We start from the raw sequence: 22,481 nt of genomic DNA, 5'->3' as shown, positions 1-22,481 counted from the left end.
TTTTTTATCGCCCCTTCACCCGCAACGACACACCCTCTACCGGTTGCGCACCACCACGCATGCCCCGCCGACACTTTGCAATTTCTGGCAGATAGCGCCGGCGACGGCACGGTCGTCGACCCCGATCCTGACCGCGTAGATGCCGCGCCGGCCGATCGGCGTGCGCACCCGGCTGACCACCGGATCATGCCCGCCTAGCAGGGCCGGGAAGCGGCCTCTCACCCTGAGCCACTGGTTGATCGCGGCGCTGCGGCGGAAATTGCCGGCCACCTGGATTCCCCAGGGCTTTATGTTGATGGAAGCCATCGCCACCGTCCGCGACATGATCACCGGGAGCTTACGGCAGGCCGCGACGAAATCGGATTTCGCGTCGAGCGGTCGCACGCTTCCGGCATAGGCGCGGTCGGCGAACTTATCGACCGGCTCGCCCATAATGTCGAAGACATAGCTTTCGGTTTCCATCGGCAGGAAGCCGCCCGAGCCCAGCCAGCGCGAGACCCGGTTTTCGCCGGCATTGTAGGCGGCGGCCGCCAGGCCGAGATTGCCATAGCTGGTCTTCATCTCGGCGAGGTATTTCGCCGAGGCCGGGATCGCCTGGTTGATGTCGAAGGAATTGGCGAGCCCGCGCATCTTGGCGGTCCCCGGCATGAACTGGGCGATTCCTTCGGCGCCAACCGGACTGACGGCGTTGGGATCGAACCGACTTTCCTTCCAGATCAGCCGGGCGAAGAAATCCCTGGGCAGACCGTTCTGGTCGGCATGGGCCTGGATCAGGTTGCAGACCTTGTCGATCAGCCGCTGCTTGGCCGATTGCGGCGGATCGGCCTGGGCCAAGGTGGGCCACCCGCACAGCAGGATCAGCGCCACCGGGAGGAAGCGCAGCATTCGACCTACTCTGCCGCGGCCTTGCCGCGACCAAATCGTTGTTCGATATAGTCGGCGACCATCTTTTCGAAATCCTGCGCGATCGACGGTCCGCGCAGCGTCGCCGCCTTCTTGCCGTCGACGAAGACGGGCGCTGTCGGCGTCTCGCCGGTGCCGGGCAGCGAAATGCCGATATCGGCATGTTTGGACTCGCCCGGGCCGTTGACGATGCAGCCCATCACGGCGACCTTGAGGTTCTCGACCCCTGGGTATTTCTCACGCCACGCCGGCATGTTTTTCCTGAGATCGGCCTGGATGTTCTGGGCCAGTTCCTGGAACACGGTCGAGGTTGTGCGGCCGCAGCCGGGGCAAGCGGCGACGATCGGCACGAATTGCCTGAAGCCCATGGTCTGCAGCAATTCCTGCGACACCTGCACCTCGCGCGTGCGATCGCCGTTCGGCTCCGGCGTCAGCGATATGCGGATGGTGTCGCCGATGCCTTGCTGCAACAGGATGCCCATGGCGGCGGATGAGGCGACGATGCCTTTCGAGCCCATGCCGGCTTCGGTGAGGCCGAGATGCAGCGCATGGTCGGAACGGCTGGCGAGTTCGGTGTAAACGGCTATCAGGTCCTGCACGCCGCTGACCTTGGCCGAGAGGATGATCTTGTCGCGGCCAAGGCCGATCTCCTCGGCCATCTCGGCCGAGAGGATCGCCGACTGCACGATCGCCTCGCGCGTCACTTGCTGTGCGGTCAACGGAAAGCCGCGGGCCTGGTTGTCGTCCATCAGCCGGGTCAGGAGTTCCTGGTCGAGCGAGCCCCAGTTGACGCCGATGCGCACCGGCTTGTCATGTTTGATCGCCATCTCGACGATTGCCCCGAACTGCCGGTCCTTCTTGTCCTTGAAGCCGACATTGCCGGGATTGATGCGGTATTTGGCCAGCGCCTCGGCGCAGGCCGGATGATCGGCCAGGAGCTTGTGACCAATATAGTGGAAGTCGCCGACGATGGGCACGTTGATACCGAGCCGCGCCAGCCGCTCCCGGATGCGCGGCACGGCGGCGGCGCTTTCATCGCGGTCTACGGTGATGCGCACGATCTCGGAGCCGGCGCGATGCAGCGCCGCGACCTGGGCGACCGTCTGGTCGACATCGGCGGTATCCGTATTGGTCATCGACTGCACGACGACGGGAGCACCGCCGCCAACCACCACGCCGCCCACATCGACGCCAACCGAGGTGCGGCGCGGGAAGGGAAAGGAATAATATCCGGTCATGCCGGCAGCCTTTAATCTCTGGAGCGCCGCGCGTCCACTTGGACGCACAAAAGCGCGCTCCGGGCCGATGCGCTGAAGTCCGGGCATGAGGTGGAGGAGCAAAGATGGCTTGTCAATGGCGACAGGTCGCCACTGGCCGCAATCGATGCCGCCGCCGGTTGCTCGGCGCCCGACTTTTATCGCTCGCTTGCGTCGGCCAATCGGCTACCTGGCGATTGGCAGGCCCCATCGCTTTGTCTTTCCCGGAACGAGTCCGTCATTTCGGGGAGGAGCAAGGAGAAGAGCGACGCAGCGCAGTCCCAGAATCCAAGCCCTGACCTCAGAGCGCCGCGGCAAGGCGGAATTCTGCTCCGCTGCACTCTTCGGTCAGTTATGGTAAAGGGGAGCCGCGACGAGCTTCGCCCCTACTCGTCCTGGGACTAGGAAGTCGGAAGGCCTCTGCCTGGTACGAATATCTGTGATGGTCGACCTGAAATCGAAGATCAAAACCACCAGTCCGGCGGCAATTGCCGCCGGCAGGAAAGACCCGAATGGTGAGCGGTTATGTCAGTGGGGCATCAATGCGTCGTGGGTTTGGCCCTCAGTTTTTCAATCTCGTCCTTGATTGCCAGCTTGCGTCGCTTGAGATTCACGATTTCCAGGTCGTCCACCGACGGGTGATTCATCGCGTCATCGAGCTCGCGTTCGATGTCGCCGTGTTTCCGCTGCAACTCATCAAGATGGGATGCAAGAGACATGATTGGTTCTCCCTTTCATGATTTCCTCGATTGCAGCCGCCAAAGGCGCGTCCACCGCAGGCTCGCTCTGTGACGGCACAATGACAGTGTGCCACCTTCGCGCAGCGATGTCGAATGATCCGTGGTAGCATTCCACGACAACGTGAAATGTGATATGGGCTGCGCGCCGGTGGCAGAGAGTGCCACCCCCCGCCCAATCAGGCCCAGCTTTGGGCGCCGCAGACGTGCAGACGGTAGAGAATGTCCGATCAGGAACAGGCCGATATTCGCCTCGAATTTTCCCGGCTGAAGCAGGAACACGCCGATTTCGACGCCGCGATCAATGCGATGATCGCCATGAACTGCGACCCGCTGCAGATCCAGCGCATGAAGAAGAAGAAGCTTGCGCTGAAGGATCGGCTGATGAAGCTGGAAGACAGGATCATCCCGGACATCATCGCCTGACTTCAGGTCCAGGCCGCGATCGAAAGCCGCGCCGCGCGTTCGCGCAACAGGGCCAGGAGTTCGCCTGTCTTCTCCTGCGATGTGTCGATGGGCACCACTAGGCACATCGTCGCCTCGACGGTGCCGGGTGCTGAAAACACCGGCGCGGCGAGGCATTTCGTATAGGCGTCGACGAGCCCCGAAGTGATGCAATAGCCGGTGGCTCGCGCCGTCGCTATGTCGGCGATGAAATCGTCCAGCCGCAATCTGCGGCCATCGGGCAGCATAAGGTCGTCTTCCGATATCATGGCTTCGATCCGGGCCTGTTCGAGGCCGGCGAGCAGCAGCCTGCCTGACGCGGTCCAGGGCAGCGGAATCTGCAATCCGGTGGCGGAGCTGATGCGGAACGGCCGGGTGCCCGGGCTCGAGTGGACGATCGTGTAGCGGCCGCTCTGCAGCATGCACAGTTCGGAGGTCTCACCGGTCTCGCGCGACAGGTTGTCGACCTCCTGGCGTCCTCGCCTCAAGAGGTCGTTGCCGCGCACATAATCCATTCCATAGAGATAGAGCTTCTTACCGAAATAGACGCGGTTGCCGTCGCCGGCCATCTCCAGGAGGCCCGCATCGACCAGCGATCGCACCAGTGTGTAGGTGGTCGAACGCGGCGCGTTGACCCCCTTGGCGAGGTCGCCGATACCGATGGCGCGCTGCGTCGAATGAAGGAACTCCAGAATCTGGAGCACCCGGTTGAGGCCCTTCTCCCGAGAGACCGAAATCTTTGCGTCCGCTGAGACCGCCAAGGCGCTGCCATCTTGCATTGTCGATTCCTGATGTTAGTATCTGTCTTGTACAGGATACACTCGTCCCTTGTAAGAGACAATTTCTGTAACGATCCGGGTGCGCGTATTGCCTGTGCGTAGGGGAACACAACACGAAAGGAGGTCGCTGTGGACGACACATCCAAAAGGCGTGATTTTCTGAAACTGGGCATGGCCGGACTGGCAACGGCCGGCGTCATGAGCGCGGCGGCAACGGTCGACGTCCAGAAGGCGGCGGCGCAGGCTGCGCCCGATAGCTTGCTACGCACCGTGCTGGAGCGCGGCAAATTGATTGTCGGCACCGGAAGCACCAATGCGCCATGGCATTTCGAGAACGATGCCGGCGAACTCGTCGGCATGGACATCACCATGGGGCGCATCCTGGCAAAGGGCTTGTTCGATGACCCGGCCAAGGTCGAGTTTGTCATGCAGGACCCGGCGCAGCGCATTCCGAACGTGACGACGAACAAGGTCGACATCACCATCCAGTTCATGACCATGACCGCGCAGCGCTCGCAGCTGATCAACTTCTCCAGGCCTTACTACGTCGAGGGCGTCGCCTTGCTGACTTTGCCCGGCGCCGAGAACAAGACCTTCGACAAGCTGCTTGCCGCAGGCTCCGCGACGCGCGTTTCCATCCTGCAGAATGTCGACGCCGAATCTTCGGTGCATTTTGCCTTGCCGGAGGCGCAGGTGATGCAGATCGATACACAGGCCAACGTGCTGCAGGCATTGGAATCCAAGCGTGCCGATGCCGCTGCCGTCGACCTCTCCACCGTGCGCTGGCTCGCCTCGCGCAATCCGGACAAATACTTCGATGCCGGCAAGAGCTGGTACTCGATGCTTTATGGCGCGGCGCTCCGGCAAGGCGATCTCGATTGGCTGACCTTCGTCAACCAGACCTTCACCATCGCCATGTTCGGCCATGAAACGGCGCTCTATGACGCCGCGTTCAAGGACTATTTCGGGCAGGAGCCGCCGGCGCGCCACCCCGGCTTCCCGGTTATCTGACGTCATCGGCGGAAGGGCGCCGACCCTTCCGCCTTTTTTCCTGGCGACGCGGCCAGCTTTGCGTCACATCGGGAGCACTGAGGCCGACGCATGGGTTATGCGCTCAATTTCAACCTGATCTGGCGGCATTTCGACAAGCTGTGGGGCGGTCTGCTGCTCAGCCTGGAGCTCGCCGTCATCTCGATCGCCATCGGCATCGTCATCGGTCTGGTCCTGGCGGTCTGGTACGTGTCGGCCGGACGCATGGTGCGCGGCATCATTGCCGCCTATGTCGAATTCATCCGAAACGTGCCGCTGATCCTGCTCGTCTATCTCGTCTTCTACGGTCTGCCGACCGTGGTCGACATCGCCTACAGCGCGCAAACCTCGTTCGTCGCCACGCTGGCGCTCTACAGCGGCGCCTATCTGGTCGAGGTGTTCCGCTCCGGTCTCGAAGCGGTGCCGCGCGGCCAGCTAGACGCCGGCAAGGCGATCGGCCTGACGCCCTGGCAAAGGCTGCTCCATGTGCGCCTGCCGACCATGCTGCGCATCACGCTGCCGGCGCTTTCCAACACTTTCATATCGCTGTTCAAGGACACCTCCGTCGCTTCGGTCATCTCGGTGCCCGAACTGACCTTCGGCGCGCAATGGATCAACTTCAACACCTTCCGCATCGTCGAGGTCTATCTCGTCGTGACGGCGATGTATCTGCTGACCGGCTACGCCCTGCTTTACGCGCTCCGGCTCGTCGAACGATGGTTCAAGGTGGTGCACTAGCATGCTTGGCCAGATCGCCTACGCCTTGCCTTTCCTGGCTCAGGGTTTTGCGCTGACGCTTTGGGTGTCGCTGCTGGTCGTGACGTTCTCGCTCGTCGCCGGTGTCGTCCTTGGCGTCGGCCTGGTCTATGGCCCGGCGCCGGCGCGCTGGGCGGTGCGCATCTTCAGCGACACTATTCGCGGCATACCGATCCTGGTGCTCATCTTCTTCGTCTACTACGGGATGCCGGCCGTCGGGCTTCACCTGCCGTCCTTCTGGGCTGCCGTGCTGGCGCTGACCTTGTTCAAGACAGCCCAGGTCGTCGAATATCTCCGGGGCGCCGTCGGCTCCATCCCGAAGGGACAATCGGAGGCGGCAATGGCGATCGGCCTGACCTTCCGCCAGCGGCTGGCCCATGTCATCTTTCCGCAAGCGTTCAGGCGTTTCCTGCCGCCCTGGATCAATGGCGTCACCGACGCGGTCAAGGGCAGCGCGCTGGTCTCGCTGCTCGGCATCACCGATCTCATGCAGGCCATCAACCAGGTCATCGGCCGCACCTATGAGGCCATGCCGCTCTACATCCTTGGCGCCCTCATCTACTTCGCCGTCAACTATGCGCTTTCGCTTGCCAGCAGGCGGCTGGAGCGGCGTTTCTCCTTCATCCGGGAATAGCAATGTCCACAAGCTCGAACGATGCCCCGGCCCTTCTCGACATCCGCGATGTGTCCAAATCCTTTGGCGCCGTCCAGGTCCTGCGCTCGGTCAGCCTGCGCGTGGCGCGCGGCGAGGTGGTGACGGTCATCGGGCCCTCGGGCAGCGGCAAGACCACGCTGCTGCGCTGCGTCAACTTCCTGGAGAGCTATGACAGCGGGTCCATCCGCATCGACGGCAAGGAGGTCGGCTTCCGAGAAACCGGAGCCCGCCAGCGCCGCAGCGAACGCGACCTTGCCGCGATGCGCGCCGAGACCGGCATGGTGTTCCAGAGCTTCAACCTGTTTCCGCATCTCACCGCCGCCGGCAACATCATGCTCGGCCTCACCAAGGTGCGCGGCAAAAGCACCGTGGAGGCGCGCACGATTGCCGAACACTGGCTCGGCCGCGTCGGTCTTGCCCATAAGGCCGACAGCTTGCCGGCGGAGCTCTCCGGCGGCCAGCAGCAGCGCGTCGGAATTGCGCGCGCCGTGGCCATGGGGCCGAAAATCCTGCTGCTCGACGAGATAACCTCCGCCCTCGATCCGGAACTCGTCGGCGAGGTGCTTGAAGTGGTGCGCAGCCTCGCCGAGGACGGCATGACGATGGTGATGGTCACGCATGAGATGGCCTTTGCCCGCGACGCCTCGAGCCGCATCGTCTTCATGGCCGATGGCGGCGTCGGCGCCGTCGGCCCGCCGAAGGAGATCCTTGCTGCGGACGCCGACAATGAGCGTCTGCGCAATTTCCTGGCGCGCTTCCGCGCCTCGCACTTCTGACATCGGATGGTTGACGCCATCCCAAGGAGCCTTCTTCCATGACGCCTTACACCAGGCTCGCCGAACTCGGCCTCACATTGCCCGAGCCGCCGACGCCCATCGCCAACTTCGTCACCCATGCCGAGAGCGGCCGGCTGATCTTCCTGTCCGGCCAGGGACCGCTGCGGGCCGACGGCACGCTCTGCACCGGGAAGGTGGGCGAGGATGTAACGGTGGAGCAGGCTTATCAGCATGCCCGCCTTACCGGCCTCAACCTGCTTGCCGTCATGCATGCTGCCGCCGGCGATCTCGGCCGCATCGTGCGCGTCGTCAAGCTGCTCGGCTTCGTCAACGCCACGCCGACCTTCAGCGACCACCCCAAAGTGGTGAATGGCTGCTCCGATCTTTTCGCCGACGTTTTCGCCACGATCGGCGGGCATGCCCGCTCGGCGATCGGCGTCGGCTCCTTGCCGGGAAACATCACCGTCGAAATCGAAGCGGTCGTCGAGATCGCTGCCTGATCTGTCATCCACGGGATTGCTCACATGAAAACATATTCAGACACCGGCTCCAACACCACGATCCGCGAACGGCTCGGCCTTCGCCCGATCATCAACGTCTCCGGCACGATGACGGCGCTCGGCGCGTCGATCATCGTGCCTGAAGCGATCAGCGCCATGTCTGAAATGGCATCGCAATGGGTGGAAATGGACGATCTGCAGCGCGCCGCAAGCGCCGTCGTCGCGCGCCTCACCGGTGGCGAGGCCGGCTTCATCACCGCCTGCTGTGCCAGCGGCATCACCATGGCGATCGCCGGCGCGATGACGGGAACCAACCTGCTCGCCATCGAACGCCTGCCGGACGACACCGGCGACCTCAAGTCGGAGGTGATCATCCAGCTTGGCCACATCGTCAACTACGGTGCCCCGATCGACCAGTCGGTCCGCGTTGCCGGCGCCAAGGTGGTGCCCGCCGGCACGGTCAGCGTCACGCAGGACTATCATGTGCGCGACGCGATCAACGAGCGAACGGCGGCAGGCCTCTACGTCGTCGCGCATCACACCGTGCAGTACGGCATGCTGTCGCTGGAGGAATTCTGCGAAATCTGCCACGCCAGGGGCGTGCCGGTGATCGTCGACGCGGCTTCCGAATATGACCTGCGCGGCTTCCTGGCGCGTGGCGCCGACATCGTCATCTACAGCGGCCACAAATTCCTGAGCGGCCCGACCAGCGGCATCGTCACCGGACGCAAGGATCTGGTGCGCGCCGCCTATCTACAGAACCGCGGCGTCGCCCGCGCCATGAAGGTCGGCAAGGAAAGCATCGCCGGCACCATGGCCGCGCTCGAGGCATGGGAGAAGCGCGACCACGCCGGCATCCGCCGGCGCGAAGAGGCCGCCCTCAACCTTTGGAAGGATGCTCTGCAGGGTATCCCGGGCATTGGCGCGGAGATCATTCCCGACCCGACCTCCAACCCGCTCGACCGCCTGCAGGTCTTCGTGCTGCCGGAAAGCCGCTTCACCGCCGCCGGCCTTGCCTCGGCGCTTGCCGGTGGATCGCCGCCCATCATCGTGCGCAATCACGAGGTCGAACGCGGCCATTTCTTCCTCGACCCCTGCAATCTTCATCCCGGAGAGGCGGAAATCGTCGCCGAACGGCTGCGCGCCCTGTTGACCGCGAAGGACCGGCCCGCCGACGCCATGAAGATTGCTCGCAAGGTCTCTTCCGGCGCCTTGCGCTGGCCGGATTGAGCGCCAAGCGGACCAACGAACCCAAAGCACCGGCTGATCACGTAACTGTGAACAGCCGGATGCGTACGCGGCGGGAATAAATCTCGGCCGCAACGGGTCTCCTCGACATAGGCCGCTACAGGCGTTGAGGAGATCCGCATGTCCGTCATCATGAACACGACAGCGAACATGGCCGCGGCGTCGGCGGCCGCCATGTGCTGGAGCGCATGACCTCAACCGGCCTCTCTCCCATGATGCACGGCTTTCCCATTGCGCTTGACACTGGTGACGCAGATGAATTCACTTTCGCCCCGGCAGGCGGCTTTGCCTGTTGCCGAGGGTTTCGCCCGCACGGGCGGGGCGAGACCGCCGGTATTGCTTGAAAGCGCACGGCCTGTTCCTCGTGGAGTATCGGATGGTGCTGCTTTGAGCGAGAAGGCCGGAGCCGAGCGCTTCAGCGAAGTGGTGCTGCCTCATCTCGGTGACGCGCTGGCGCTTGCCCGCTGGTTGACCGGCAATGGCGCCGATGCCGAGGACGTCGTGCAGGACGCCTGCATAAAGGCGCATGCGGGCATATCCGGCTATGCCGGCGGCAATGCCCGCGCCTGGCTGCTGACCATCGTGCGCAACACCGCCTATACTTGGATGTCGCGCAACCGGCCGCGCGGCATGTTGGCCGTCGGTGATCTCGGCGATCTCGACGAGATGGCGGCGGCACACGGCATCAGCGTGCCGGACGAATATGGTCCGGAGGCAAGCCTGATCGCCAAGGCCGACACGGTGGCGCTTGAAACGGCGATAGCAGCCCTGCCGCAGCCGTTTCGCGAGACGCTTGTGCTGCGCGACATCAGCGGCCTCAGCTATCGCGAGATAGCGGCCATGCTCGGCGTGCCGATGGGCACGGTGATGTCCAGGCTGGCTCGCGCGCGGAGCCTGCTTATGTCTGACCTGGGGAGAGCGCCATGACCATGCATGACGATGGACTGCCCAATGATCCGGAAGGCATCAGGCTGATGATCCACGCCCTCGTCGATGGCGAACTTGATGCAGCGGCCGCGCTTGCGGTGGAGCGGCGCATTGCGGCCGATCCGCGGCTTGCCTCAGAGCATGCCCGCATCGTGGCCTTGCGGGGCGCGGTCAGCCGCCTGCCGCACCCAGATGTCGGCGGCGCCTTTCGCGCGCGCATCGCGGCCATTGGCGCCGCGCCTACCGCACAGCCGGCAGGCGGAACGGCCAAGCCGCAGCAGGGCTCGCCGGTGCTCCCGGGGGTGCTTGCCCCGGGCGGGGGAGGCCAGAGGCGAAACGCCGATACGCGGCTGTCACCAGGTCGAGCGCGCCGCTTCGGCTCGTTCGACTGGCGCGCTCTTGCCGCCTCGATCATGATCAGCGCGGTGCTGGCCAGCGGGGCAACGCAATGGGTGATGGTCAACGGCGCGTCCGACAGCTTCGCCGCGGCGGTCGCCAGCGGCCATCGCCGCAGCCTGCTTGCCGCCAGCCCGATCGACATCGTCTCGTCGGATCGCCATACGGTAAAACCCTGGCTCGACGCCCGGATCGGCGTGTCGCCGCCGGCACCGGATCTTGCCAAGGACGGTTTTGCGCTGATCGGCGGCCGGGTCGAGGTGATTTCCGGCCGCCCGGTGCCGGCACTTGTCTACCGCCACCGCGAGCATCTGATCACGCTGGTCGCCGAACCGCAGCAGGGCGGCAAGGTCAGCGAGCCTGACGATCTTTCCTCGGGCGGCTTTTCGCTGGTGCAGTGGAGCGACGGCGCCTTCTCCTACTGGGCGATCTCCGACATGGAGCGGCCCGAACTCGACGATTTCGTCGCCCGCTTCCGCAAGGCTGCGGCATAGGCCGATTTCCCGGCCGAACACCGGCAATGCCCCGCATCCTTGCCGCCGCCGCCGAATTCCGCTAAGGCGCGCCTTTGTCGCCGGGAGCAGAAGCTTGGACAATCAACGCGCCGACGTCGCCATTATCATGGGCAGCCAGTCCGACTGGGCGACCATGCGCCATGCCGCCGAGACACTGGAGGCGCTTGGCATCCCGCACAAACGGCTGATCGTCTCGGCGCACCGCACCCCCGACCGGCTCTATGACTTCGCCAAGGGCGCCAAGGCCGCCGGCTACAAGGTCATCATCGCCGGTGCGGGCGGTGCGGCGCACCTGCCCGGCATGACGGCGGCGATGACACCGCTGCCGGTGTTCGGCGTGCCGATGGAATCCAAAGCCCTGTCGGGACAGGATTCACTGCTGTCCATCGTCCAGATGCCGGCCGGCATCCCGGTGGGGACGCTGGCCATCGGCAAGGCCGGTGCTGCCAATGCAGCCCTGTTGGCTGCCGCCGTTCTGGCGCTCCACGACGACAAGCTTGCCGGGCGGCTCGATGCCTGGCGCGCCTCGCAGACCGCCAAGGTCGCGGCCGAACCCACGGACACGCCGTGAGCCTGCCCGCCGGATCGACCATCGGCATCATCGGCGGCGGCCAGCTCGGCCGCATGCTGGCAATGGCGGCCGCTCGCCTCGGCTACCGCACCGTGGTGCTGGAGCCGCAGCCGGATTGCCCTGCCGCGCAGGTCGCCAACCGTCAGGTCACGGCCGCCTACGACGACCCCGCCGCGCTTGCCGAATTGGCTGAGGCAAGCGCCGTCGTCACCTATGAATTCGAGAACGTTCCGGTTGCCTCCGCCGAGGCGCTCGCCGCAAAGGTGCCGGTCTATCCGCCTGCGCGCGCGCTTGATGTGGCGCAGGACCGGGTGACCGAGAAGACATTTCTCAACGGCATCGGCATTGCCACGGCGGATTTCCGCGCGGTCGACAATGACGGCGAGCTGACCGCAGCGCTGAAATCCTTTGGCGGCAGCGGCATATTGAAGACGCGGCGCATGGGCTATGACGGCAAGGGCCAGCGCGTCTTCCGCGACATGCAAGCCGGCGGCTTCGCCGGCACCTGCGAGGCCATGGGCAACGTGCCGCTGGTCCTCGAGGCCTTCGTTTCCTTTGAGCGCGAAGTCTCCGTCATCGCCGCGCGCGGCATCGATGGCGTCGTCGCCGCTTACGATCCGGCCGAGAACGTCCACCGCAACGGCATTCTCCACACATCGACCGTGCCGGCCGCGATCGCGCCCCGGACAGCCGAGGCGGCCCGGACGGCGGCGGTGAAGATCCTGTCGGCGCTCGACTATGTCGGCGTCATCGGCGTCGAGTTCTTCGTGCTGGCCGATGGCTCGCTGCTGGCCAACGAGATCGCACCCCGCGTCCACAATTCAGGCCACTGGACGGAAGCCGCCTGCACCGTTTCGCAGTTCGAGCAGCATATCCGCGCCGTGGCCGGCCTGCCGCTCGGCGACCCGCGACGCCATTCCGACTGCGTGATGGAGAACCTGATCGGCGACGATATCTTGCGCGTTCCGGAATTGCTGGCGGAGCCAGACCTGATGTTGCATCTCTACGGCAAGGCCGAGGCGCGGCCCGGCCGCAAGATGGGCCATTTCACCCGAATCAGCCGCCGCGCCTGACAGCAATCTCGACGCCGCGAGCTACTGGGCAGGAAAACTCGGCGCATGGCGTTCCCAAGTCACGTGGCGACCACCACATCATACCAGCCGGAGCCGAGCCATTGGCCGATTGCGGATATTTGACGACACCGGGCATTCATCTCCGCTACCGGGCATGCTTGCGGTTGACACGGACAAGGCTCCTCGTTTATGAGCCACCCACAGTTCAAAGGCGCGTCTTCTGGCGCGCCTTAAAATTTCGACCCGGACCGGGTCCACACCGACAGGCAAGACCATGAAGATCAAGAATTCGCTCAAGGCGCTGAAGGCGCGTCATCGCGACAACCGTCTGGTTCGCCGCAAGGGCCGCGTCTACATCATCAACAAGACCGCCCCCCGCTATAAGGCGCGCCAGGGCTGAGCTTCGTCGCGAGGCTTTTGCCTCCGCAGTTGGTGTTTATCGTCGGGTCCGCCGGCCGTTCACGCTAAAATCAGTTTGACGTTCCGCCGCCCGGGACTAGATTCGGGCGATGCGGATTCTTTTTGCATTTTTGACGGTCCTTCTTTTTTGCAGCGCCGTCTCGTTGCCGGCTCGGGCCGATGACCGGGCCGCTGTGCAAGCGGCCCCGGAGCCGGCGCCTCCGGATGCCCAGCCAGTGCCGCAAGCCCCGCCTCCCGCAATGAACAGGGAGGCCCGGCTCGACAAGCTGTTTGCCGATCTCAAGCGCGAGCGCAACGAAAAGGCGGCAGAGCGTATCGCCGGCATCATCTGGAGCGAATGGTCCCAGTCGGGCAGCGCCTCGATCGACCTGATGATGCAATGGTCGCAGAAGGCGATCGAGAACCAGAAATTCGACGTCGCGCTCGATTTCCTCGACCAGGTGGTCACCTTGCAGCCGGCCTATGCCGAGGGCTGGAACCGGCGCGCCACGGTGCATTTCATGATGAAGAACTACGGCAAGTCGATGTCCGACATCGACCATACGCTGCAACTCGAACCCCGCCATTTCGGCGCGCTGTCGGGCTTGGCGCAGATCATGACCGTGACCGGACGCAAGCAATCGGCGCTCGAGGCCTGGCAGAAGGTCCTTGCCATCTATCCGATGCTGCGCAGCGCCCAGGATCAAGTCGGTACGCTTTCGGAAGAACTCGCCGGCGAAGGCATTTGATATTTAAGGCAGTAGGGGAATAAGGCAGTAAGGCAGTAGGAAAGAGATCGCCCGGAAATACTCCCCCTATTCCCCTATTCCCCTATTCCCCTATTCCCCCTCGTATATCCCACATGAACCTGCTCTATGCCGCCTTTGCCTTCCTTCTGGCGCTTGTCTTTGGCTTTGTCGGCATCACCCGCGTCGGCTCCTGGCTGATCGAGCGCCGCAACCCGGCCGTCGGCGAATTCGTCGACATCGATGGCGCGCGCATCCACTATGTCCACGTTCCTGGCCCCGCCAAGGCCGACCTGCCGCCTGTTGTCTTCATCCACGGCGCCAGCGCCAATCTCAGGGATCAGATGCTGCCGCTCAGGCCGTTGCTTGAAGGGCGCGCCGAATTGCTGTTCTTCGACCGGCCGGGATTCGGTTGGTCGGGACGCGGGCCCGGCAACAACGAGGATCCGTGGTCGCAGGCCGACACCGTCGCCGCGCTGATGGACCATCTCGGTATGAAGCAGGCTATCATCGTCGGCCATTCCTTCGGTGGCGCGGTGACGACCGCCTTCGGCCGCGAGCATGCCGACAAGACGCTCGGGCTGGTATTCCTGGCACCGGCAACCCATCCGTGGCCCGGCGGCGCAACCGCCTGGTACTACGACCTGACCACCATTCCGGTGATCGGCCGGCTGTTCTCCGAAACGCTGAGCTATCCGGCAGGAATGCTGCGGATCGCCGACGCTACGACCTGCGTCTTCTCGCCCAACAAAGTGCCGGACAATTATGTCGCCAAGGCCGCGATCCCGCTGGTGCTGAGACCGTCGGCCTTCCGCGCAAATGCCAGCGATGTCGCCGGCCTCTACCGCTATGCGCTTGGGGCCGCGCCGCGCTACGCCGAGATCAAGGCGCCGACCGTGGTCATCTCGGGCGATCGAGACAAGGTCGTCTACGCCCATATCCATTCGGTCGGCCTCGAGCGCAACATTGCCAGCGCCGAACTGGTCTGGGTGCGCAATCTCGGCCACAAGCCGGACTGGATCGCGTCTGATCTGGTCGTTGGCGCCATCGAGAAGGCCGCCGGCAGGAGCGTGGATCTGGAGGCGATGGCAAGGGCGGTGGAAGCGCGGATCGCCGGCGATGCCTATGGCGTCGGCAAATGCGCCGACCTCAAGGAACCCGAAGCGGAGTTGGCGCCGACCTGATGTGCGTCTTCCGAAAACGGTCGTCGAAAAACGGTATCGGGGCCAGAGCGGCATGTACGTCCTGAAACACGGCATAAAGAAAAATCCCGAAAAATTCTGGGCGCTGCCGGATCGCATCTTCTTCGGTTACGGCGCCTGCCCCATCCTTGCGGGCGTCTTTCTTAGTTATCCTCCCCTGGACGGATTTTACGGCGAGCGGATCATTCCAAGCGGGAACCATTACGGAAACCATATCTATGTGACCAACGGCGTGATCGCCTTCGACTACCATGGCTATTCCAGCCGCGAACGGCTTCTGGAACACCACAAACGAGGATGGGTTCGCACAGCGCCGACTGGCACTGCACGCTGGAAAAGGTCGATTTCGATCTGCTCGACACTGCCGAACTTAATCGGCGAAAGATGCGGGGACCGGATCAACATCTGCAAGATCCCATACCCCGCGCGTCGCTTCCTTCAGCGCATTGACCACGCCGCAGCGGCAACAAGAGCTCTCAAGATCGCAACGCGGTGAAGCCCTGGGGCGGGCTTATCGGGTGCCCAAGTCCGAACCGACATAGGCGATGCGCAGCATATTGGTCGAACCGGGCGTCCTTAGCGGCACGCCGGCGGTGATGATGACGCGGTCGCCGGGCTTGCCGAATTCCTCTTCAAGCGCGATGCGGCAGGCGCGATCGACCATGTCGTCGAGATCGGTGGCATCGGGGGAGACGACGCAGTGCGTGCCCCACAGCAGCGACAGCCGCCGCGCCGTGTTGACGATCGGCGACAGGGCCACGATCGGCACCTGCGGGCGCTCGCGCGCGGCGCGCAGGCCCGTGGTGCCGGAAGCCGTGTAGGTGATGATCGCCGACAGTTTCAGCGTCTCGGCGATTTCGCGGGCCGCCAGCGAGATCGCATCGGCGCCGGTTGCTTCAGGCTCGGAACGCTGGGCGTTGATGATGCCTGCATAGGTCGGATCGGTTTCCACCTTGGTGGCGATGCGGTTCATCATCGCCACCGCTTCCACCGGATAGGCGCCCGCGGCCGATTCGGCCGAAAGCATGATGGCGTCGGCGCCTTCGAAGACGGCGATCGAAACGTCGGAGACTTCCGCGCGGGTCGGCACGGGCGCGGTGATCATCGATTCCAGCATCTGCGTGGCGACCACCACCGGCTTGCCGGCGCGGCGCGCTGCGCGCGTGATCTGCTTCTGGATCCCGGGCACGGCTTCCAGCGGCATCTCGACGCCGAGATCGCCGCGCGCGACCATCAGCGCGTCTGAGAGTTCAATGATTTCGGCCAGACGGGCAACCGCCTGCGGCTTCTCGATCTTGGCCATGATCAGCGCCCGGCCGCGTGCGATCTTGCGCGCTTCGGCCAGGTCCTCCGGCCGCTGCACGAAGGACAGCGCTATCCAGTCGACGCCGGTGGCGAGCACCGCGTCGAGATCCCTGCGGTCCTTCTCGGTCAGCGCGCCGACCGGCAGGTCGGTATCGGGCAGGCTGACGCCCTTTCTGTCGGAAATCGTGGTGCCGGCAACGACGGTGCAGACGATCGCCTTGCCATTGGCCTTCACCGCTTTCAGCTCCAGCTTTCCGTCGTCGATCAGCAGCCGGTGACCGGCCTCGACCGAACTCAGGATTTCGGGATGCGGCAGATAGACCCTGGCCGCGGTGCCGGGCTCGGGATTGTCGTCGAGCGTGAAGGTCTGGCCGACGGTCAGCACCTCCTTGCCGTTGGCGAACTTGCCGACGCGCAGCTTGGGTCCTTGCAGGTCGGCAAGGATGCCGATCGGCCTTCCGACCGTCTCCTCGACGGCGCGGATGCGTCCGACCAGCGTGCGCATCAACTCGTGATCGGTATGGCTCATGTTGATGCGGAACACATCGGCGCCCGCTTCGAACAGCTTCTTCAGCATTTCCTCGGAAGAGGAGGCCGGACCGATGGTGGCTAGGATCTTGACCTTGCGGCTGCGTCTCATTGACTGTTTGTTCCCGGGGCGGCTGGCGCGCCTCCCGTTGCGGGGTCGTCGGTTAGCTGGACCATCCAGCTTGCCTGCTCGCCCGTGTCGTATTCCTGGAATCCGGCGCGCTGGAAGCCCCGGGCGACGCAATCGGTGACGCCGGCGATCTTGAACTCTTTTTCAGCCACGCACATGTTGATCGGGCCGTCCCAGCGTCCGCCGCGTTCGGCGTCTTCTGCATAAAGATAGTAAAACCTTGATGACAGCGGCCCTTCGATCAGCGTCTTGCAACTCGATCCTTCGATGTGCCACCAGCCCTCGGTGATCCAGCCGGCCTTGGCACGATAGCCGATGCCGACGCCGACCAGGTTTTGCGTCGCGTTGCAGACGCGGAAATCAGCGCGGGCGGGCGAGGCCGCAACCATCGCGGACAAACCCACGGCGAGCGTCAGGAGCGGCATGGCGAAGGCGAAGCGCACGCGCCGCCCGCCGGCGGAACTCATCCTGAAACCCCTCAAGAACCACATCAGCATCTCTCTGCGCCCCTTTTCGGAAAAGTCCGGGCGCATGTCAACGCGCCGTTTTGTCCAATTCCAATCGATTTAAGAAGGCTCCCGGCGCGCGATCCGTCGCCCCTTGCCAGATTTCAGCGGAAACCTTGGCCAAACAACGGCATTGCGCCCGCGTCGTCTTCGTGGAAAGACGATAGCATCCTCCCCGGAAGCCAGCGAACAGACCATTTCCCGCCAATGACCCGATCCACAGTTTTCGCGCCTTTCGATGTCGTCGAGGGCGACCGCAAGCGGGGCGTGGTGCTGTTGGCCGACCATGCCCGCCGCGACCTGCCTGAAGACTATGGCAGCCTTGGCCTGCCGGCGGCCGCATTCGACCGTCACATCGCCTATGACATCGGCGTCGAGGCGGTGACGCGCGAACTCGCTGCCTTGCTCGATGTGCCAGCGGTGCTCGCCAATTTTTCGCGGCTGCTGATCGATCCCAATCGTGGTGAGGATGATCCAACGCTGATCCGTCAGCTCTATGACGGCACCGTCGTGACGGGAAACTATCCACTCGCCCCGGAGGAGCGCGAAAGGCGGCTTGACCGCTTCTACCGGCCCTATCACGACGCCGTCGGCGCCATGATCGCCTCGGTCGCGCAGGCTTCCGGCAAGGCACCCTTCATCTTCTCCGTGCATTCCTTCACGCCGGTCATGCAGGGCAGGCAGCGGCCGTGGCATGTCGGCGTACTGTGGGACCGCGACGACCGCGTGGCGCGGCCGCTGATCGACATGTTGGCCGCTGACAAAAACCTCGTTGTCGGCGACAACGAGCCCTATGACGGCGCGCTGCGGGGCGACACCATGTTCAGGCACGCCATCGTCAACGGCTATGCCCACGCGCTGATCGAAATCCGCCAGGACCTGATCGCGACCGACGGGGATGCGCTTTCGTGGGCTGAGCGTCTGGCGCCGATCGTTGACGCGATCGATCGCCGTCCCGATATACACCAAGTGAAGATGTTCGGCTCACGCACCGGGCCGTTATGAGGAGGTTTCGATGACCGAACTCAGCGACGAACAGAAACGTGACTTCGAGGCCGCCGCCTTTCGCAGGCTGGTGGCGCATTTGCGTGAGCGCGGCGACGTGCAGAACATCGATTTGATGAATCTCGCCGGCTTCTGCCGCAACTGCCTGTCGAACTGGTATCGCGAGGCCGCGGAAGCCGAAGGCGTCGATCTCAGCAAGGACCAGTCGCGCGAGATCGTCTACGGCATGCCTTACGCGCAATGGCAGGCGCTGCACCAGACCGAAGCCTCCGACGCCAAGAAGGCCGAATTCGAGGCCAGGCGACCCAGAGACCACTAGGTGGTCTCTCACGTCCTCGATTACCCTAGGCGTTCGTTTGGCCCAAATGCTTCCCGAGCGCAGCGCTTGACTGAAAATTGAATCGATCTAATTTGCCGCGCAAAGCCACTTTCTGACCGGATTCGCCTATGAACGCGTCGAATGCAATGCAGACCGCCATTCGCGGCCGCTGGGCCGTGGCGGCCATCTTCCTCGTCAACGGCTTCCTGACCGGCAGCTGGGCGCCGCAGATCCCGGTGTTCCTGACCCGCCTGGACATTTCCAAGTTCACTCTGGGGCTTTTGATCCTGCTGTTCGGCGCCGGCGCCGTCACCGCCATGACCTGGTGCGGTCACCTGATTTCGAAACACGGCTCGCGCACCGTGCTGCGCTGGTTTGGCCTCTGCGGCAGCCTCGGTCTGCTGGTCGTGGCGCTGGCGCCCAACGTGCCGCTGGCTGCCGTCGCCATGTTCATCTTTGGCGGCTCCATCGGCGGCATGGATGTCGCCATGAACGCCAATGCGGTGGTGGTCGAGCGGCGGCTGTCGCGCGCGATCATGTCCTCCTCGCATGGCTTCTGGAGCCTCGGCGGTTTCGCCGGCGGTGCCCTTGGCGGCTTTGCCATCCAGAATTACGGCCACCTCGCCCACGCCGCGGTGGTGACGGCGCTTGCCTTAGCGGCGATCGCGGCGGCGGTGCCCTATATCGTCGCCGAGGGCAGGCCGCAGGCTGCGGAGCATCATAAATTCACCTTGCCGGGAAACCCGCTGGTCTACTTCGTCGGCCTGATGGCGCTGCTGACGATGGTCTCCGAAGGCGCCGTACTCGACTGGGCAGCGCTTTATCTCAGGCAGGAACTCGGCGCCGATCTCGCCATTGCCGGTCTCGCCTACGCCGCCTTTTCCGGTGTCATGGCGATCATGCGTTTCTTCGGCGACGGCGTGCGCAATCGTTTCGGGGCCGTGACGACGTTGCGCGGTTCGGCGATCATCGCTGCCGCCGGCATGCTGATCGCAGGCCTGTCGCCCTCACCCTGGCTTGCCATCTCCGCCTTCGCTCTGTGCGGCTTCGGCATCGCCAATATGGTGCCGATCATCTTTTCGGCCGGCGGCAACCAGGAAGGCATGTCATCGGGCACCGGCATGAGCGTCGTCACCACCATGGGCTATTCCGGCATCCTCGTGGCGCCCTCGGCGATCGGCTTCGTCGCCGAGCATTCCAGCTTCGGCCCGATCTTCATCGCCATGTCGGGTCTGCTGATCGTCGTCCTGCTGATGGCCGGATTGGCTCATCGCGCCGAATTCGCTCCCGACGCGGCGCCGGCCGAATAGCGTTTCAGTTCCTCGTGAAGGAAATCCGCCACGCGTCGGATGCGCACGCTGGTGCGCACGTCGCGATGCATGGCCAGCCACACCGGCAGCTTGGGCAGCGGCAGGCCCGGCAGCACATCCTCCACCAGGGGGTCCCGCTTGGCCAGCGGCTCCTGGCCGAGGCCGATGCCGATTCCCGCCCGCACCGCCTCCCAAAGCACGATCTGGTTGTCGGCCCGGAAGCGAAAACTGTTCCGCGTGACCGATATGCCGAAATGCGTAAAGCCTCGGATCATCTCGTCGCTCCGGTCGAAGCCGATCAGCGCGTGGTCGAGCAGGTCGGCCGGCTCGCGCGGGCGGCCGCACCGGTCGAGATAGGCTAGGGAAGCACAGGCGCAGAGCGCGATATCGCAGACCTTGCGCGCCACCAACTCGTTCTGTGTCGGCTTGACCATGCGGATGGCGATGTCGGCATCCCGGCGCAGCAGGTTCTCGACCTGGTTGGAAGCGACGATCTCGACCTCGATGCCGGGCTCCTCGATGCCGAGCCGCGCCATCATGTCGGGCAGCACATAGGCCGCCACCACCTCGCTGGCGGCGATGCGCACCGTCCCTTCGATCGCTTCGACCGAACCCAGCGCCAGCCGTGAAAAAGCGCTCGCCTGCTCGCTCACCGCCTTGCCGCGCTCTAACAGAGTGGCCCCGGCTTCCGTCAGCGCGTAGCCGCTTCGCCCGCGCCGGAAAAGGATGACGCCGAGCGCCTGTTCTAGTTCCGAGATGTGGCGGCCAAGCGTCGGCTGACTTGCCGACAGCTTTCTCGCCGCGGCCGACAGGCTGCCGGTCTCAGCGACCGTGACGAAGCTTTTGATCAGGCTCCAGTCGATATCCGTCATTCAAAACTGACTATCAGAACTGCACGCATGGTCAATTTCAATTCATTGGTGAGGCAATCATATTCGGCCTGCAAACATCGATACGCACCAAACCAATCAGGAGTAACTCAAATGACCAGGATCGCACTCACCGCCGCTGCCCTCCTCATCGCCGCCGGCGCCGCTTTCGCAAGCAGCGACAAGTTCGGCTCGAACAATGCCAGCCAGACGCCTGTCGCCAGCAAAGACAAGACGATCACCACATCGATCGAGAAGTCGAATGCGACCATCCGGAAGCCGGTCGTCCAGGGCAGCAACCGCGACCTCTTCGGCAACCGCTGAACAGACGCCGAGATATCCCCAAGCCGGTGGGCTTGTCCCGTCGCTTCACAGCAAACAGGAGACGAAGAATGACCAAGATTGCAATCCTCGGCGCCAATGGCCGGCTCGGCCGCGTGGTCGCCAAGGCCTTCATCGACGTGGGCTATGATGTCCGCGCCATCACCCGCACCGGCAAGGTGCCGGCTGAGCTTGCAGGCGCGACGGCCGTCGCCGGCGATGCGCTGGACCGCGAGTCTCTGATCCGCGCGACGCAGGGCGTCGACATCATTTTCAACGGCCTGAACCCGATCTACACCGACTGGGGCAAGTGCCTGCCGATGGCCGAGAATGTCATGACCGCCTGCCGAGCCAACGGCACGCTGCATCTCTTCCCCGGCACCGTCTACAATTATGGCTCGCCGATGCCGGCGGTGATCACGGAAGACACGCCGTTCCATCCGACGACCGAGAAAGGGCGGATCCGCTGCGCCATGGAGGAGCTGTTCCGCCGTGAAGCTGAGGCGGGTCGGGTGCGCACGATCATTCTGCGCGCCGGCGATTTCTTCGGCGGCACCGGCAACGGCTCCTGGTTCGACCTCGTCGTCGCCGCCAAGATGAGCAAGGGCATCTACACTGCGCCCGGCCCGGCCGATCTGGTGCATGAATGGGCCTATCTGCCGGATTTCGCTGTCGGTTTCGTCGCACTGGCGCGCAATCTCGACAAGCTCGGCTCTTACGAGGCGCTGAATTTTCCGGGCCATGCCGTCACCGACATCGAGATCAAGACGGCCGCCGAAAAGGCGCTCGGACGCAAGCTTAAACTAAGCTTCATGCCCTGGTGGGTGCTGCGCGCCGGCAGCCCGTTCGTGGCGATGTGGCGCGAGATCGTCTCGATGTCCTATCTGCGTTTCGAGGCGCACCGGCTGGCCTCGGCGCGACTGAACGAGATCATCGGTGAAATCCCGCACACCCCTCTGGACCAGGCGGTGCACGAAGCCTTGCAGGATATCGGCGTCGCCGTCGCGCCGGCCTGGCACCAAGCAGCGTGATTGCCGAGCGTGCCGAAAAGACGGGAACGGCGGGCTCGGCCGCAAATCGTTGCCAGTCAGATCCGGCCCATCAGAAGCAGGATAAGCACCACGACGAGGACGACGCCGACGATGCCCGACGGCCCGTAGCCCCAGGAGCGCGAATGCGGCCATGCCGGCACCGCGCCGATCAGGATCAGGATCAGGATGATGATGAGAATCGTGCTGATCGTCATTTTAGAGCCCTCGCCGTCTGGTTGAATCCG

Annotated in this window: 27 protein-coding genes and 1 pseudogene; 20 read left to right on the top strand and 8 right to left on the bottom strand. The window is 64.1% G+C overall.

What is annotated here, in order from left to right; all coding sequences use genetic code 11:
- Positions 1 to 36: 36 nt before the first annotated feature.
- The 3 genes from FJ428_RS24170 to FJ428_RS24160 form a co-directional block, all read right to left on the bottom strand.
- On the bottom strand, positions 37 to 885 hold the full coding sequence (locus FJ428_RS24170; RefSeq protein ID WP_140517597.1) for a lytic transglycosylase domain-containing protein: 849 nt from the start codon (positions 883 to 885) through the stop codon (positions 37 to 39).
- 5 nt (positions 886 to 890) lie between these two features.
- Positions 891 to 2,141: a flavodoxin-dependent (E)-4-hydroxy-3-methylbut-2-enyl-diphosphate synthase gene (ispG, locus tag FJ428_RS24165; protein WP_140627964.1), complete on the bottom strand. Its 1,251-nt coding sequence runs from the start codon at positions 2,139 to 2,141 to the stop codon at positions 891 to 893.
- Between the two features lie 557 nt (positions 2,142 to 2,698).
- A complete protein-coding gene (locus FJ428_RS24160; protein WP_097571999.1) occupies positions 2,699 to 2,878 on the bottom strand; it encodes a YdcH family protein in 180 nt (59 codons plus the stop codon).
- A gap of 240 nt (positions 2,879 to 3,118) precedes the next feature.
- Here FJ428_RS24160 and FJ428_RS24155 point away from each other — a divergent pair, with 240 nt between their 5' ends.
- Positions 3,119 to 3,322, top strand: a complete 204-nt coding sequence (locus tag FJ428_RS24155) for a YdcH family protein (protein ID WP_140500489.1) — start codon at positions 3,119 to 3,121, stop codon at positions 3,320 to 3,322.
- Between the two features lie 2 nt (positions 3,323 to 3,324).
- Here FJ428_RS24155 and FJ428_RS24150 read toward each other — a convergent pair whose 3' ends face one another.
- The gene (locus FJ428_RS24150; RefSeq protein WP_140558863.1) at positions 3,325 to 4,119 is read right to left on the bottom strand and encodes an IclR family transcriptional regulator; all 795 of its coding nucleotides are present in this window, start codon (positions 4,117 to 4,119) and stop codon (positions 3,325 to 3,327) included.
- A gap of 129 nt (positions 4,120 to 4,248) precedes the next feature.
- Here FJ428_RS24150 and FJ428_RS24145 point away from each other — a divergent pair, with 129 nt between their 5' ends.
- The 14 genes and pseudogenes from FJ428_RS24145 to FJ428_RS24080 all read left to right on the top strand — a co-directional run bounded on the left by FJ428_RS24145 (position 4,249) and on the right by FJ428_RS24080 (position 15,408).
- Positions 4,249 to 5,130, top strand: coding sequence for a transporter substrate-binding domain-containing protein (locus FJ428_RS24145; protein ID WP_140500486.1), 882 nt, complete (start codon positions 4,249 to 4,251; stop codon positions 5,128 to 5,130).
- A 90-nt stretch (positions 5,131 to 5,220) separates the two neighbouring features.
- Positions 5,221 to 5,886 (top strand): amino acid ABC transporter permease, encoded by a 666-nt coding sequence (locus FJ428_RS24140; RefSeq protein WP_140500485.1) that lies wholly within the window; start codon positions 5,221 to 5,223, stop codon positions 5,884 to 5,886.
- Between the two features lies 1 nt (position 5,887).
- Positions 5,888 to 6,538 carry an amino acid ABC transporter permease gene (locus tag FJ428_RS24135; protein WP_140500483.1) on the top strand — a complete coding sequence of 217 codons (651 nt, stop codon included), beginning with the start codon at positions 5,888 to 5,890 and terminating at the stop codon, positions 6,536 to 6,538.
- A 2-nt stretch (positions 6,539 to 6,540) separates the two neighbouring features.
- Positions 6,541 to 7,335, top strand: a complete 795-nt coding sequence (locus tag FJ428_RS24130; RefSeq protein ID WP_140525750.1) for an amino acid ABC transporter ATP-binding protein — start codon at positions 6,541 to 6,543, stop codon at positions 7,333 to 7,335.
- A 38-nt stretch (positions 7,336 to 7,373) separates the two neighbouring features.
- Positions 7,374 to 7,835, top strand: a complete 462-nt coding sequence (locus FJ428_RS24125; protein WP_140550900.1) for a RidA family protein — start codon at positions 7,374 to 7,376, stop codon at positions 7,833 to 7,835.
- Between the two features lie 24 nt (positions 7,836 to 7,859).
- Positions 7,860 to 9,065 (top strand): aminotransferase class V-fold PLP-dependent enzyme, encoded by a 1,206-nt coding sequence (locus FJ428_RS24120; protein ID WP_140685959.1) that lies wholly within the window; start codon positions 7,860 to 7,862, stop codon positions 9,063 to 9,065.
- A gap of 405 nt (positions 9,066 to 9,470) precedes the next feature.
- Positions 9,471 to 10,010 (top strand): sigma-70 family RNA polymerase sigma factor, encoded by a 540-nt coding sequence (locus tag FJ428_RS24115; RefSeq protein WP_140500476.1) that lies wholly within the window; start codon positions 9,471 to 9,473, stop codon positions 10,008 to 10,010.
- Positions 10,007 to 10,900, top strand: a complete 894-nt coding sequence (locus FJ428_RS24110; RefSeq protein ID WP_140658577.1) for an anti-sigma factor — start codon at positions 10,007 to 10,009, stop codon at positions 10,898 to 10,900. Before FJ428_RS24115 ends, FJ428_RS24110 begins: the two co-directional genes overlap by 4 nt.
- A gap of 94 nt (positions 10,901 to 10,994) precedes the next feature.
- Positions 10,995 to 11,492 carry a 5-(carboxyamino)imidazole ribonucleotide mutase gene (gene purE, locus FJ428_RS24105; RefSeq protein ID WP_140685960.1) on the top strand — a complete coding sequence of 166 codons (498 nt, stop codon included), beginning with the start codon at positions 10,995 to 10,997 and terminating at the stop codon, positions 11,490 to 11,492.
- Positions 11,489 to 12,565: a 5-(carboxyamino)imidazole ribonucleotide synthase gene (locus FJ428_RS24100; RefSeq protein WP_140880380.1), complete on the top strand. Its 1,077-nt coding sequence runs from the start codon at positions 11,489 to 11,491 to the stop codon at positions 12,563 to 12,565. The genes purE and FJ428_RS24100 overlap by 4 nt, the downstream gene beginning before the upstream one ends.
- A 274-nt stretch (positions 12,566 to 12,839) precedes the next feature.
- A complete protein-coding gene (gene ykgO, locus FJ428_RS24095) occupies positions 12,840 to 12,965 on the top strand; it encodes a type B 50S ribosomal protein L36 (protein WP_125004464.1) in 126 nt (41 codons plus the stop codon).
- Between the two features lie 109 nt (positions 12,966 to 13,074).
- Positions 13,075 to 13,713, top strand: coding sequence for a hypothetical protein (locus FJ428_RS24090; RefSeq protein ID WP_140658583.1), 639 nt, complete (start codon positions 13,075 to 13,077; stop codon positions 13,711 to 13,713).
- A gap of 113 nt (positions 13,714 to 13,826) precedes the next feature.
- Complete coding sequence (locus FJ428_RS24085; protein WP_140566914.1) at positions 13,827 to 14,894, top strand: alpha/beta hydrolase; 1,068 nt, start codon at positions 13,827 to 13,829, stop codon at positions 14,892 to 14,894.
- Between the two features lie 52 nt (positions 14,895 to 14,946).
- A pseudogene (locus FJ428_RS24080) lies at positions 14,947 to 15,408 on the top strand (hypothetical protein).
- Between the two features lie 15 nt (positions 15,409 to 15,423).
- Here FJ428_RS24080 and pyk read toward each other — a convergent pair.
- A complete protein-coding gene (gene pyk / locus FJ428_RS24075; protein ID WP_140493391.1) occupies positions 15,424 to 16,857 on the bottom strand; it encodes a pyruvate kinase in 1,434 nt (477 codons plus the stop codon).
- Positions 16,854 to 17,342, bottom strand: a complete 489-nt coding sequence (locus FJ428_RS24070; RefSeq protein WP_140493388.1) for a DUF1036 domain-containing protein — start codon at positions 17,340 to 17,342, stop codon at positions 16,854 to 16,856. The genes pyk and FJ428_RS24070 overlap by 4 nt, the downstream gene beginning before the upstream one ends.
- Before the next feature lie 246 nt (positions 17,343 to 17,588).
- Between FJ428_RS24070 and FJ428_RS24065 the strand changes: the two genes are divergently transcribed.
- The 3 genes from FJ428_RS24065 (at position 17,589) to FJ428_RS24055 (ending at position 20,015) form a co-directional block, all read left to right on the top strand.
- Positions 17,589 to 18,386, top strand: a complete 798-nt coding sequence (locus tag FJ428_RS24065) for an N-formylglutamate amidohydrolase (RefSeq protein ID WP_140880379.1) — start codon at positions 17,589 to 17,591, stop codon at positions 18,384 to 18,386.
- A gap of 10 nt (positions 18,387 to 18,396) precedes the next feature.
- Positions 18,397 to 18,705, top strand: a complete 309-nt coding sequence (locus FJ428_RS24060) for a DUF1244 domain-containing protein (RefSeq protein ID WP_140517585.1) — start codon at positions 18,397 to 18,399, stop codon at positions 18,703 to 18,705.
- 128 nt (positions 18,706 to 18,833) lie between these two features.
- Complete coding sequence (locus tag FJ428_RS24055; protein ID WP_140880378.1) at positions 18,834 to 20,015, top strand: MFS transporter; 1,182 nt, start codon at positions 18,834 to 18,836, stop codon at positions 20,013 to 20,015.
- On the opposite strand, the gene FJ428_RS24050 is transcribed toward FJ428_RS24055, so the two are convergent.
- Positions 19,973 to 20,887 (bottom strand): LysR family transcriptional regulator, encoded by a 915-nt coding sequence (locus tag FJ428_RS24050; protein ID WP_140880377.1) that lies wholly within the window; start codon positions 20,885 to 20,887, stop codon positions 19,973 to 19,975. The genes FJ428_RS24055 and FJ428_RS24050 overlap by 43 nt on opposite strands.
- 111 nt (positions 20,888 to 20,998) lie before the next feature.
- Between FJ428_RS24050 and FJ428_RS24045 the strand changes: the two genes are divergently transcribed.
- On the top strand, positions 20,999 to 21,208 hold the full coding sequence (locus tag FJ428_RS24045; RefSeq protein WP_140880376.1) for a DUF680 domain-containing protein: 210 nt from the start codon (positions 20,999 to 21,001) through the stop codon (positions 21,206 to 21,208).
- A 68-nt stretch (positions 21,209 to 21,276) separates the two neighbouring features.
- The gene (locus FJ428_RS24040; RefSeq protein ID WP_140880375.1) at positions 21,277 to 22,236 is read left to right on the top strand and encodes an SDR family oxidoreductase; all 960 of its coding nucleotides are present in this window, start codon (positions 21,277 to 21,279) and stop codon (positions 22,234 to 22,236) included.
- Between the two features lie 56 nt (positions 22,237 to 22,292).
- Here FJ428_RS24040 and FJ428_RS24035 read toward each other — a convergent pair whose 3' ends face one another.
- Positions 22,293 to 22,451, bottom strand: a complete 159-nt coding sequence (locus FJ428_RS24035) for a DUF3309 family protein (RefSeq protein ID WP_140493366.1) — start codon at positions 22,449 to 22,451, stop codon at positions 22,293 to 22,295.
- Positions 22,452 to 22,481: the final 30 nt, after the last annotated feature.

The organism is Mesorhizobium sp. B2-8-1, from assembly GCF_006440955.1.
Taxonomy (GTDB): Bacteria; Pseudomonadota; Alphaproteobacteria; order Rhizobiales; family Rhizobiaceae; genus Mesorhizobium.
Note: the sequence above shows the minus strand (reverse complement) of the source record. Positions and strands in the feature narration are given on the sequence as shown.